This window comes from Shewanella sp. M-Br (genome assembly GCF_036245925.1).
GTDB lineage: Bacteria > Pseudomonadota > Gammaproteobacteria > Enterobacterales > Shewanellaceae > Shewanella > Shewanella oncorhynchi.
In genome coordinates this window covers 76,489-90,840 of the sequence record NZ_BJBV01000025.1, presented here as the reverse complement: position 1 = coordinate 90,840, position 14,352 = coordinate 76,489, and the positions used below count along the sequence as shown (strand labels likewise).

The window sequence follows — 14,352 nt, the reverse complement described above, 5'->3', positions numbered from 1 at the left end:
TAGAACGCTTCCAGTTGGCTAGGGCTGCGTATTCTACGCATTTTCCGTTTCGCGTCAAGGAGTTTTTGCAAACTTTCTCAACACTCATCAATCACTAAACTCATTAATGAACTGTTACATCAGGCTGCTTAACGCTGTCTGCCGTGTCAGTGGATGCGCATTATAGGGAGATTAAGAAAGTCCGCAACCCCTATTTTAAGGAAATTTGCAGTTAATTCTAATTATCTAATCTAGCCACACCATACCCACCACTTACCCCCAAAGTTATCCACAATTCAGTCAAGACTACGCCTTTGTTTCGCATTATGTATAGCCAAAAGCCATCAGATGATTTGTTAGTAGTTATAAAAATAGAAGACTTTCGTCTTTTAAAATGAAGATTAAACGAGGCTAAGCGTGTGATTGACCTACGGATCGGCTTAAATGGATTTGTTTTAATAGCGACAACGCGTGACCATTAGTAAGTAGCGAGTTTGTGATGTAAGAACTAAAGCATGACTATGATAGGGTTCATTGGTGCATATAGATGTAGAAATAAAACAAACCCACAAAAAAGCCAGCTTACGCTGGCTTTTTACATCAAGTTACCTTAACGGCAATCGATTACACAGCTGTCTGGAAGATCACTTCCGATGCTTTTTTTGTGTAAGACTCGATTTGATCAAAGTTCAAGTAACGGTATGTGTCAGCTGCAGTTGCGTCTAACTCTTTAGCGTATTCTTGATATTCTTCAGGTGACGGCAGACGACCTAACAGCGCAGCAACCGCAGCCAGTTCAGCAGAGGCTAAGTAAACGTTAGCACCTGTACCTAAACGGTTAGGGAAGTTACGGGTAGAAGTCGATACCACAGTTGAACCTTCAGCTACACGTGCTTGGTTACCCATACACAGTGAACAACCTGGGATCTCGATGCGCGCGCCTACACGACCAAAAATCGCGTAGTAGCCTTCTTCAGTCAGCTGATCTCTATCCATCTTAGTCGGTGGTGCAATCCACAAACGTGTTGGCAGGGTTTTAGCAAACTTGTCTAGCATCTTACCGGTTGCGCGGAAGTGACCGATGTTGGTCATACAAGAACCTACGAACACTTCGTCAATCTTAGTTTGTGCAACAGATGACAGTAAAACGGCATCATCAGGATCGTTTGGCGCACACAGGATTGGCTCTTTGATGTCATTTAAGTCGATTTCGATTACTGCAGCATACTCAGCATCTTTATCGGCGCTCATCAGCTCAGGATTGGCTAACCACTCTTGCATGCCTTTGATACGACGTTCAATCGTACGACGATCGCCATAACCTTCAGCGATCATCCACTTGAGCATGATAATGTTTGAGTTCAGGTATTCAATGATAGGTTCTTTGTCTAACTTGATGGTACAACCGGCAGCAGAGCGCTCAGCTGAAGCATCAGACAATTCGAAAGCTTGTTCAACTTTCAAGGTTTCAAGACCTTCGATTTCCAGTACGCGACCAGAGAAGATGTTTACTTTACCTTTCTTCTCAACGGTCAGCATGCCCAGTTCAATGGCTTTTAATGGGATAGCATGAACCAGATCACGCAGTGTGATACCCGGTTGCATTTTGCCCTTGAAGCGCACTAATACGGATTCAGGCATATCGAGTGGCATAACGCCAGTCGCAGCAGCAAACGCTACTAAGCCAGAACCCGCAGGGAATGAAATACCTATTGGGAAACGCGTATGTGAGTCACCACCCGTACCAACTGTATCTGGTAGCAGCATACGGTTTAACCACGAGTGGATAACACCGTCACCTGGACGCAGTGATACACCGCCGCGATTCATGATGAAATCTGGCAGAGTATGATGTGTGTTCACATCCACTGGCTTTGGATAAGCCGCAGTGTGACAGAATGACTGCATAGTCAAATCAGCACTGAAACCTAAACAAGCTAAATCTTTTAGCTCATCACGGGTCATAGGACCAGTGGTATCTTGTGAACCGACAGACGTCATCTTAGGTTCGCAGTATTGACCAGGACGCACACCCGCTACGCCACAAGCTTTACCGACCATCTTCTGCGCAAGCGTATAACCTTTACCGGTATCAGCGACATCTTGAGAACGTACAAAGACGTCAGATAACCCTAAGCCTAATACGTCACGGGCTTTGTCAGTTAAACCACGACCGATGATCAATGGAATACGACCACCAGCACGAACTTCGTCTAACAAGACTTCCGTTTTTAAGCTGAATTCTGAAATTACTTCGTCGCTATCGTGACGCTTAACCACACCGGCGTATGGGTAGATGTCAATCACATCGCCCATTTCCATCTTGTTTACGTCAAGCTCGATTGGCAGTGCACCCGCATCTTCCATAGTGTTGAAGAAAATCGGTGCAATTTTACCGCCAAGGCAGAAACCGCCGGCGCGCTTGTTAGGTACGAATGGAATATCATCGCCCATAAACCATAGTACTGAGTTAGTCGCAGATTTACGTGATGAACCCGTACCCACAACGTCACCCACATATACTAATGGATGACCTTGTGCTTTTAATGCTTCAATTTTTTTCACTGGGCCAACGGCGCCAGCAACATCAGGCTCGATACCATCACGGGCGTTTTTCAGCATAGCTAACGCGTGCAATGGGATATCAGGACGTGACCATGCATCTGGTGCAGGTGACAAGTCATCGGTGTTGGTTTCACCAGAAACTTTAAATACTGTCAGAGTGACTTTGTCGGCCAGTTTTGGACGGCTTAAATACCAATCTGCATTCGCCCACGCTTCAACCACTTGCTTAGCAAACTCATTGCCCGCTTCCATCTTCTCAACCACATCGTGGAAAGAATCAAACATCAGCAGAGTGTGAGATAAAGCTTTAACGGCTAAAGGTGCTAACGTTGGGTTATCCAGCTGCGCGATCAGAGGTTCGATGTTGTAGCCGCCTTGCATTGTGCCTAACAACTCAGTAGCACGCTCAGCTGACAGAATCGGTGATTTTTCAGTGCCTTTGGCAACCGCATCTAAAAAAGCAGCTTTAACATAAGCAGCTTCATCAACACCTGGGGGAATTCGATTTTCAAGCAGGTCGAGAACGAAAGCCTCTTCACCTGCGGGTGGGTTTTGAACTAACTTAACCAGTTCAGCCACTTGATGTGCATCTAATGGCTTAGGGACTACGCCCTCTGCAGCACGTTCTGCGACGTGTTTACGATATGCTTCTAGCACGGCAACATTCCTCTTTGTTTGGCGCTCTAACAACGAAACTGCACGTCTTCTTAATTGAAGCTGACAGTCCGACATGATCGACCCGTATTTCCGGCCTGCAGTATACTACAGCTTTGCAAAAGTATGAATCAGGTCACACTCGGCAAAAAGCGAAATAAGGACTAAATCCGGCGGCGAATGCCAACTTACGGGAAGATTAAAACAAGTGAAATTAGACAATAGTTTGAAAACAGACAAAAAACCATACACTACAAATGGTTAACAATGTTTCATTAATTTTAAATCGAACAAGCAATTTTCCGCGCCCCAGAGCAAATAGGTATAAATTTTTCTCATCTTGCTGCATTTTGGCTTTTAAGATGCAGTGCGAGAACTTACACTCAGGCTTAATTTACTGCATATCTCAGTTATTTCCTTAGTCCATCGGAGTACCAATGACATCCCTTAGCATTCAAGCCGTTATTTTTGATATGGATGGCGTTTTAATCGATTCAGAACCCCTATGGCAGCGAGTCGAGTATGAAGTGTTATCCGCACTCGGCGTGCCAGTGACGATAGAGACGATTCAACAAACCACGGGCTTACGCATCGATCAATGCGTCGATTATTGGTACCACAAGGCACCTTGGCCACACTATGATAATGCCAAGGTCAGCCAAACGATTGTTGATAAAGTTGCAAATGAAATTCTGGTTAGCGGCGAAGCTATGATGGGCGTCCACGAAGCGATTGCTCACTGCCAAGCGCTTGGCCTTAAAATCGGCTTAGCGACCTCGTCGTTCTACACTATTATTGAGGCAGTTCTTTCTAAGCTAGGACTCAGTGATAAATTTATGGCAGTACAATCGGCCGAGGGACTCACCTATGGCAAACCCCACCCAGAAGTTTATTTGAATTGCGCTAAGGCGTTAGATGTTGATCCCCGTTGTTGTCTTGCCATCGAAGATTCCTTTAACGGCTTAATTGCCGCCAGAGCAGCCAACATGCAAACGGTCGCGATCCCTGCGCCAGAACAAAGAGGCGATGCTAAGTGGATTATCGCCCATCATCAGGCCGAGAGTTTGTTGGCATTAACAACAATTTTGGCAAAATAACGTCACAACACACCGAGTTTCTGCAGGGCGAATAAGCTTAGTCTTTGCCCTACGGATAAATAGCACAATGGTGTATGCACCAGAAGGAATTCAATGTGAAGTACCTGTCCTTAATACTGCCCATGGGCTTAATACTCATGTCCACCTGTTTACCCGCTAGCGCAGGTGAGACCATGCACTGTAAACAACAAGTGATCAATACGGGCGATACTTTAACGACTGTGCAGGATAAATGCGGCTCGCCCAGTGATATTCGAGAATACAGTTTACCCGCGACTTATCTCAACGCTAACGGAGACAGGGTGATCGATCCCAGCAAGTTGCCAACTGAGTATCAAGAATGGACCTATGACTTTGGACCAACACGCTTAATGCGTCGCCTGTATGCCACTGATAATAAAGTCACAAAAATTGAATCCTTAGGTTACGGGCATTAATCAGCAGAATCCTAGATTATGGTCATCAATAAGAAAAGCCAGACAATGTCTGGCTTTTCTTATTTAAATCAACTGCATGTATTACCAGATTTTTACACGTTCATCTGGCGTCAAATACATTTTATCGCCTTCTTTCATATCGAAGGCCTTATAGAAGGCTTCCACGTTACGTGGCGTACCCATGGCACGATAATGGCTCGGTGAATGCGGATCTGTCAGCAAACGACGGCTCAGCTCTTCATCACGGTAATTACGGCGCCATACTTGCGACCAACCCACAAAGAAGCGTTGCTCGCCCGTTAAACCATCAAGCACAGGCGCTGGTTTGCCGTTAAGGCTCATCAAATACGAACGTGCCGCTACGGTTAAACCACCTAAGTCGCCGATGTTTTCCCCTAAGGTCAAATCACCGTTAACAAACTTGCCGGGCATTGCCTCATAACCTGAGTATTGGGCAGACAACTGCTTACCGCGTTTTTGGAACTCTTCTCTGTCTTTATCTGACCACCAATCACGCAGGTTGCCATCACCATCGTATTTAGCGCCTTGGTCATCAAAACCATGGCTAATTTCATGGCCGATTACGGCACCTATACCACCGTAGTTAACGGCATCATCGGCATCCATATTAAAGAATGGCGGTTGCAGAATCGCAGCAGGGAACACAATTTCGTTTTTAACTGGACTGTAATAAGCATTCACCGTTTGTGGTGTCATGCCCCATTCGGTCCGATCAATTGGCTTGCCTAGCTTGTTGATCATGTCTTGATATTCAAACTGAGCGTAACGCATGTAGTTACCGACTAACTCATCAGCCTTGATATCTAAACCTGAGTAATCTTTCCATTTATCTGGATAGCCAATTTTGTAGGTAAATTTAGCCAGTTTTTCTTGGGCGGCGACTTTGGTTTCTGGCGTCATCCACTCAAGTTCATTAATGCTGACTTCAAAACCTTTGATCAAGTTTTTGATCATGGTTTCCATGCGTGCTTTAGCTTCTGGCTTGAAGTATTGCTTAACATACTCTTCACCCACTAACTCACCAATCACTTGGTCAGCACCATCAACTGCTTTTTTCCAGCGTGGCTGCTGCTCTTCGATACCCATTAAGGTTTTGCTCTTAAAGGCGAAGTTCAAATCAACAAAGTTTTTACTCAGTAACTCGGCGTAGCTATCCACTAAGTGGAACGCAAGATAATCCTGCCAAGCCGATACAGGGAATGTCTCGAAACTGGCGCCGAGTTTTTCAAAATAAGAAGGCTGACGCACGATCACTTCAGTCACTTTATCGCCTAAGCCCGCACTCGCAGCAAAGGCATTAAAATCGAATTGACTGGTTAACTTTTGCAGTTCAGCACGATCTAACTTGTTGTATGCCTTGTTGGCATCACGGGATTCGACTCGGCTCCACTGACTTTTGGCGATCATCATTTCGATGTCAGCGACGTTTTTAGCCGCACGTTTAGCGTCCTTGTAACCCGCTTCAGTCAGTATCTCTGTCACATACTTCGCCATGGCTTGACGATTAGCGGCAAATTTAGGGTCATCTTTAAGGTAATAATCTCGATCCGGTAGCGTGAGGCCTGACTGGCTTAAATACACCGCATACTGAGTTGAGTTTTTAGCGTCATTATTGACGTAAAAACCAAAAGGAATACCAGAACCCGTCGTCAGTAATTTACCCATCACAGCGGGTAAGTCAGCGTGCGTTTTTGCGGCAGCGATATCGGCCAGCAATGGCTTAAGCGGAGTAACACCTAATGTTTCAAGCAAATCGGTATTCATAAAGCTAGCATTGAAATCACCGATTTTCTGTTCATTAGAGCCTGCAGCAGGATTCTTTTTAGCGGCCGCTTCGTCGATAATTTTCTTCAATGCATCTTGGCTTTGGTCGTACAACACAGAAAACGCGCCATAGTTAGATTTGTCAGCTGGAATAGGCGTATTTGCCAACCATTTTCCATTAACGCTGTAATAGAAATCATCTTGATGGCGAACTGAGGCATCAAAGTTTTGCAATTCAATGCCAGACACCGCGACGGCTTCAGTTTTAGGCTCAGTACTACAAGCCGCTAAACCTAAACTCAAGGCGATACTCAGTGCCAGTGTGCTTATCTTCTTCATTGTTTTCCCCAGCTTCCGTTGAGAGTTATTATTTTTCCCGCAAAACCTTAGCATCTTGACACGCCTCACAGTAGTAAGATTTTGTAAAAGGATATGACACTTTAGCGACACTCTTAGCTATTTCGGCAAGGTAACTTCCATAGGGATGACGCTTATAGTTTTTCCATCGACCAAAAAGTAAGGGCACAACCTCAGTCATGCCCTTAAGTTCTTTACACAAATATCAAACTAGAAGTTTTTACCCACAAATAAATAGAAAGACTTATCGCCAAGATCTGTGATCCCAAAACCAAGTGCTGCGGGTCCCATGGAAGTATCTGTACCGATATAAAGACTCGATGCATAAATCAGATCGGTCAGGGTGACGTCAGTGCGCTCGTCCCAGACATTTCCCGCCTCTAAGCTCCAACCTAGGTATAGAGGGTAATCTGTCATACCTAGCGCATCACGCCCGAGATCATATTGATAAATAAAGGCCCCAAACACTTTATGTGCGCCCATAATTGAGTCTTTATGGTAACCAGACAGGTTTAAGAATCCTCCCAGCTCAGATAAATGCAGCGTATTGACCCCATCATTATTGTTAGTAGCAATTGATGCCTTACCAACAAAAGCGTGGTTACCGACACTCAAGGCACCTTTCCAGTCGGCCTCTATTTGCACGCTAAATTGGTTTTGATTATCGTCGATACTGTCATTGAAATCTTCATTGCGCACATAGACGTTTAAAGTTACGCGATTACCCGATGTTGGAAAGCTAATGCTATCTAAGCTATCGTAACCGAACCTAAAGTAAGCACCATAGGAACTAAAATCTAAGTCCTGCGTTAGCCAGACATCATTGACTATCGACCCCTTCTCTGCGACTAAGCCTAACTCAATCATCCCTTGTAAGGTGTAGTTATAACCTATGCCTAATTCAATAGTATGGGTTTTCTTATCGAAGGTTAAGATACGACTGTTATTATCGTATAAGTCCCAATCACGGGTATCGTATTGATAGCGGGCACGGCTAAAGAACTGTTGGTCCCTGTCTAAAGGCTGATAAAACTCAGTTGCAAACAACTTTTCAATGCCGAGTTTGACCTCATTGCGCCACTCGCCGCCATTAAAGGTCAAATCGGTCATGGTATAAGCCATGTCAAAACTGATGGCAGATTCTGAATTAAAGTCATCCTCCCAATTAAAGCCCAGTTGGAAATAATTCGGCCCCCAAGACTTAGCCTTAGTGGTGACTGTGAGTATGCGGCCATCCTCACCTTCTACAAATTCAGCATCGACACGTTCAAATTTATTGAGGGAATAAATACGCTTTAACGCCTCATTAAGCTCGTCTTTAGATACAGCTTGCCCAGGTTTAATATCCAAGGTTTCCGTCAATAGATTCAAACTAACCTTAGATTGGTTATCAAATACGATTTCATTAATGGGATGACGTACATCCGCCATTAATAATTTACCTTTGGCTTTTTTAGCCTCGACGTAGGCGGCATATTCCTCAGGGCTCACGCTCATACTGCTCAACTTATAAAGCTGACCATTAGCGGCTTCTTTTCCAAGGGTTAATGCCAACGGCATGATAGTAAAATCTGTGGTGCTTAAAGCATCAATCGCGGGGCGGATCAACACATCATTCTCTGTCAGCAGCTCCTTTTGCTTGGCGGTGCTGGCATTGGTCAGGAAATTAGACAGTTGATCCAGTACCGCAATGGTACTGTCTAATTTATCTTTTTTGACCAGAGGCGAGCCAATATCGACGGCAATAATGATATCGGCGCCCATGGCTTTAACCACATCTATGGGCATATTGTTGGCAATGCCGCCATCGACGAGCAATTTACCATCAATTTGCGTAGGTTGTAGTGCACCGGGTACTGTGGCAGAGGCCTGCATCGCCTTGACTATGCTGCCGTGGTTGATAACAATCGGTAAGCTGGTTTCTAAGTCAGTTGCCACCGCTCTGTAGGGAATGGCTAAATCATCAAAATCACCAAACTGACTCACTAAATCCGTCGATTGTCGCAATAGCTGCGACATTGTTTGACCACGCAGTAAACCACTTGGCGCCCTCACTTGGCCTTCGTTATAGCCAATATTTAACGGAATATTGTAACGGTCGCGTAACTGTTTATCCCTGTAACTCAAAATATTGCGCGGTATGGTGTCCGAGTAACCACTGTCCCAATTGACCCCCATCATGATAGCTTCAACTTCACTCGCACTGTAACCCAGTGAATACATGCCAGCGACATAGGCACCTATGCTGGTGCCCGCGATGTAATCAACGGGGATATTATGTTCTTCTAATATTTTGAGCACGCCCACGTGAGCGGCGCCTTTAGCACCACCACCACTGAGTACGACACCAATTTTAAGGCGCTCTGCAGCCAAAGACGGGGTAACACACAAACACAAAATAATAGAAGCGAGTAGTTGACGCATCATGTGAGGCTACTTTTTATGGGATAAAAATCCGAGTTATATTAACAAACTTATCGATTTAACCGTCAGTCATATTTTATCTGGACCGACTAGTGATAAGTTTGTGTACTCTTTATACAAACAGATGAAGTTTAATTGAATAAACCGCTAAACAAAATATCCATCACCACTGAAGACGATAACGTTTACATCTCAAGCTCACTGGCTTATATCGTGCAGACGATTGCCCATCAGCTGTACAAATATTAAGTATTCGCGAGCCAATAATAGACTATGTTTCTAGCTTAATGATCAATAGAGACGATTTTGTTATCTGTCTCTAAATAGCGCTCAAAATCATCAACGCACATAGGTTTAGCAAAATAATACCCTTGAATAATATAACAGCCACGGCTAAATACTTGCTCTAACTGCTCAACCGTCTCAATCCCTTCAGCAACCACATTTAATTTAAGGTTACGGGCTAATTCAATAATACTGCTCACAATCGCCTGATCTGCGGTATTAGTGGCGATATCAATCAAAAAGGAGCGATCAATTTTTAGAGTATTGACCTCAAAATTACGCAAATAAGCAAGTGAAGAATACCCAGTACCAAAGTCATCGATGGCAACCTCGATCCCCAAAGATTTCAATCGAGTAAGATGGTCTTTAGCGACATGCAACTCCTTCATCAATACGCCTTCGGTGATTTCTAATCCTAAAGATGCTGTTGGCATTTGGGTTTCTTGTAAAATTCTTTGAATATCTTCAATAAAATCTGGCTGCCTAAAATGCACCGCCGAAATATTAACCGACAACTTAAAGCCCGAGCCATAGCGCTTAGTCCAATTGGCCCCCTGCACACAGGCTTGTCTTAATACCCAACGGTCAATATCAACAATTAAACCGCAAGCCTCAGCAACTTTAATGAAAATATCGGGACGAATAAAGCCGTCCAGCGGATGTTTCCAGCGAATTAATGCCTCCATTCCTATGAGCTTATCGTTACGTAAAATATCAATTTGCGGCTGGTAATAAAGCTCGAACTCTTGCCGCTCTATAGCTTTGCGTAAATCGGCCTCAAGCCGTAAATGATAGAGGGCTTGAGCATTACGCTCCGAGGAATAATATTGGAAATTGCCTCGCCCTTCTTCTTTGGCATGGTACATAGCAAGATCGGCATTCTTGATAAAAGCCTCAGGCTGCACCGCATCGTCGGGCCAAATACTGATGCCTATGCTGGTCGAAATATAAAATTCCCTACCATATAACTTAAAAGGCGCGACAATTTGCTCCAACAGGCGCTCGGCGACATGGTTAATATCGTCAATGCTGTTTGCATTGCGGAGTAAAATCACAAATTCATCGCCACCAAAACGACAGAGTAAATGCTCGCTGGAAATACAAGATTGCAGTCGGCTTGATGCTTCGACCAGCAGTGCATCGCCCATGCTATGACCATAGGAATCATTAACATGCTTAAATCTATCGAGATCTAAAAACAATAGCGCCAGTTTCTCACCTGTTTGTTGCGCAGCTTGAATCGACTGTAATAGACGGCTAGAAAATAAGGAGCGATTTGGCAAACCAGTAAGCACATCGTAATTAGCCAAACGGCGTAAATCGGCTTCAGTACGTTTACGCTCAGTGATATCCGAGAATACCACCACATAGTGGGTTACTTTCCCGTTAATGCTTTGCATCACCGACACGTTTAGCCACACAGGACAGAGTTGCTGATTGGAACGGATTAACTCCCGCTCTCCGGTCCAAGACTGACTATCACGGAGAAGTTGCTTAATCTCCGATGCTAACCCGTCATTCATCTGTACGAATTGTGCAAATGGTTGCCCAACTAAGTCGTCAGAATCTATACCAATAATTTGTTGCGCAGCGTAATTCGCAACGCGAATACCGCCTTCGACATCTAAAATCAACACACCTTCAGAGGTATTGCCAAACGCTTTCGCCAATAAATTAATTTCATCTTCTAGCTGGCGTTGCACAGTAATATCGCTATAAATACCCGCGACCCGTTCAATTTCATTTGAGTGCTTATTGCGAGCAACTGGCCGCCCTCTAACCCTCAGCCACCCCCAATTACCGTCCTTACGCTGATAGCGATATTCGGCCTCGAATCGGTCAATCTCACCCGCCATCATGTTATCCCACTGAGCGAGAGCTTTCTCCCTATCCTGCGGATGCACACGCAAATCCTCTAAGCTCACCACAATCTCATTGGCATGCGTACCAAGCACCAAACCGCGATTATCAAGGTGAAATGCCTGAGTATTTTTATGCCACTCCCAGAGATCTGAGTCACTGCCGCGCAAAGACTGCCTTAACCTGTCTTCACTCTCCGTTAATGCCAGATTCATCTGCTTAAATGTATTAATCTGTCGTTGTCGGTACCAAGCAAGACTTAGAGCAATAATAGAAAATAACAGCAGCAAAATACCTTTAAAACCTTGGGATAACCACCAATGCTGCTCAACATAAAAAGGATATGAGAACGGCTTATCTGACCATATCCCATTCACTTGACTCAAAATATCTAGCACATAGCCACCAGCCGCTAATCCTGCGAGGTTGATCTGAGATTCCCCCTGCAACAAGACGTAATGGCTATCTTCATCCTGATAACGTAATCGGTATTTAAATTGGATTGGCGAATCATCGAGGTAATCTAAGTTAGTGATTTGAAAACTCACCATATTCGCATCGGGTTTGATAGTCATCAGGTTACGCGGCAACAAGGATACTTCTGTCGTGTTGTTATAGTACACAGAGACAGATTCAAGCATCACATGGTCATCGGTTATACGATTGACCAGCCTATTGACATCGAGTCGCATGACACCTTCAGGTGTTCCTAAGTAAAAGCCTGTTTTTGGCGAATAAAAATAAGCGCCCTCGTTCATTTCATCGGAAATCAAACCATCGAGCTGATTAAACATGGCAATATTGCCAGTTTGAATATCCTGACGAATCAAAGAATCAGCACAACCCACAAGATTTGACTTAGGGGTCTTTTGAATAAAAAACACTGAACTACAATTTAATTGCCATTCGGAAGTCAGTGAAACTAACGATTCCGCCTGCTGATTATATTCAAACAAACCTTTTTCATAGGAACCAAACCAGATAATTCCCGGGGACATTTCTTCAATATGGCTAATCGTTGGTTGTGCCGCAAAAGCATTAAATAAGTGCCGTTGATCATGAAACTCGTTTTGACTGTCTATATAACCAAAGACTTTTTTACCGCCAACCCAAAGACGACCGTCAGAGGTACGATAAATCGTGCGGATCACTGGCCGCTTGGGGCCATCAAATTCGTTCGATGACTTATCAATATCAAATGGCTGGGGCTCATAGAGTCCCATTTCCCAAAAATAGAGTCCCGTGGTAGTCGCAATCCAGACACGTCCTTTCAGTTTGGGATCCCGATAAGTTTTATATATGAGCTTATTTTTAAAGTCATCCTGACCGTGAGTCCATTTAGAAAAACTGCTGCCTTGCAAGGTCTCTTTATCAATAACAAAAAGACCACTGGTTGTTGAGATCAGTAAATAATGGTCCTCAAACTCACTAATATCATAAATACTTTCGTGGGGATTAAACCCCTCAATCGGAATGTTAACCGCTTTTTTACTGCCCTTAGCAACAAAATCTAAACTAGAAGAACCGAGCCAAACCCCTTCATCACTGGCATGTACAGACCAAGTCATGGCATCGCTCAGCTGATAGGGTTTATCTGCCGCATAAGTATCAAGAATGAAATCAGGCGGTGACGCTAACAATGCCAATCCATCACCAGAGCCTCCAACCCACATCAAGCCTGCATCATCAAACAACATGGCTTTCAGCGTTTCCATGTTGGCCTCAGCCTTCAACTCTTGCTGATAATTCTCAATCAACCGCGTCTCAGGCGACCATTTTAACAAGCCAATACGACTGGCAAACCACAAATACCCTTTAGCATCTTCAATGATCGCTGTGCTCCAATCGGGTAATTCTGGCACAGATGTAATTTGATGAGCGATTTGATCTAATTGATAAACACCACGCCCTGTCGCAATCCAGATCCTATGTTGAGTATCCTCCAACATATCGAGAATACTGCCCATAGATTCGGTCCAAGGGTATTGGAACAGCCGTTCGCCCTTGTTATCGAGGAGCTCTAGTTGCAACTGCCCCGCAACCAACATGTGTCCATTGGGCATAAGCAATAACTTGCGCCAAGGAAGGTCGCGATTAACAGCTAATTGAGTGATAAGGCGCAGTTCAGACTTTGAAGGGGAAAACTCATAGATCTGACCATTATCAATTAATAATCGCCATGTTTTGCTATTCTTGCGGGCTGCCGATATCAGCGCACCACCTGGAAACTGCGGGAATAGATAGGGAGAGCCAAACGCGGTAAATTGATTTTGTACTATATCGTAAAGGTAAATCGCGGCATTGGTGCTGACCAATAACTTGTCTCGGTCGATGTTCACCACTGTCGTTAAAAAGTCATCCGCAAGCCGTGATTCCGTGCCAATTTTATCAATGCGCCGCACCTTAGAATTACTGACCCGATACAAGCCCTGCTCAGTCGCTGCCCATACAAAACCATAGTCATCTAAGGCTAAACCTCGGATGCTGGTGACAGCTAAACCGTCTCTATCGGTAAAAACACGCTGCACGAAGCCGCCCGCCCAAGCCGAATGGACGCTAATCAGTGAAAGGATGAAACATGTCAGAATTGTTCTAATTATTTTTGTTTGCATGTGACAACTTACTTCATACATATACCCAAACCACCTCAAAATGCAGCATTCAGCGGGAATTTAACGCACTTTAGGCAAGACGGCTATTTGCAGGCCTAGTGGGCTAAGTCAAAAATAGCCAACACCGCATAAAGTGCGTTACCCCGTGGTTAACATCAGCCGCCGGGACGGAGCACCCAGGGCACTCCACTTCCGTGTTGCATCAATTCAAAAGGTGGCCACATTTTTTCATTGATGCGCCTTGAATTGAAGCACCCTGGGCGCTCTGAAACTCGTATTTTGAGGTCGCTTGGGTAT

At 44.5% G+C, this 14,352-nt stretch carries 6 protein-coding genes; 2 read left to right on the top strand and 4 right to left on the bottom strand.

Annotated elements, in window-relative coordinates; genetic code table 11:
* Window positions 1-603: 603 nt before the first annotated feature.
* Window positions 604-3,201, bottom strand: a complete 2,598-nt coding sequence (acnB, locus tag AAA952_RS18910; RefSeq protein ID WP_338258846.1) for a bifunctional aconitate hydratase 2/2-methylisocitrate dehydratase — start codon at window positions 3,199-3,201, stop codon at window positions 604-606.
* Between the two features lie 434 nt (window positions 3,202-3,635).
* Between acnB and hxpB the strand changes: the two genes are divergently transcribed.
* Both hxpB and AAA952_RS18900 read left to right on the top strand, forming a co-directional pair.
* Window positions 3,636-4,295 (top strand): hexitol phosphatase HxpB, encoded by a 660-nt coding sequence (gene hxpB, locus AAA952_RS18905; RefSeq protein ID WP_338258845.1) that lies wholly within the window; start codon window positions 3,636-3,638, stop codon window positions 4,293-4,295.
* 95 nt (window positions 4,296-4,390) lie between these two features.
* Window positions 4,391-4,732, top strand: coding sequence for a DUF2845 domain-containing protein (locus AAA952_RS18900; RefSeq protein WP_028759308.1), 342 nt, complete (start codon window positions 4,391-4,393; stop codon window positions 4,730-4,732).
* An 81-nt stretch (window positions 4,733-4,813) separates the two neighbouring features.
* On the opposite strand, the gene AAA952_RS18895 is transcribed toward AAA952_RS18900, so the two are convergent.
* From AAA952_RS18895 to AAA952_RS18885, 3 genes are all read right to left on the bottom strand, one after another.
* The gene (locus AAA952_RS18895; RefSeq protein ID WP_338258844.1) at window positions 4,814-6,856 is read right to left on the bottom strand and encodes a M13 family metallopeptidase; all 2,043 of its coding nucleotides are present in this window, start codon (window positions 6,854-6,856) and stop codon (window positions 4,814-4,816) included.
* Between the two features lie 228 nt (window positions 6,857-7,084).
* Entirely contained in the window at window positions 7,085-9,301 is a 2,217-nt protein-coding gene (locus AAA952_RS18890; protein WP_338258842.1) for a patatin-like phospholipase family protein, read from the bottom strand.
* Between the two features lie 281 nt (window positions 9,302-9,582).
* Window positions 9,583-14,076 carry an EAL domain-containing protein gene (locus AAA952_RS18885; RefSeq protein ID WP_338258841.1) on the bottom strand — a complete coding sequence of 1,498 codons (4,494 nt, stop codon included), beginning with the start codon at window positions 14,074-14,076 and terminating at the stop codon, window positions 9,583-9,585.
* Between the last annotated feature and the right edge of the window lie 276 nt (window positions 14,077-14,352).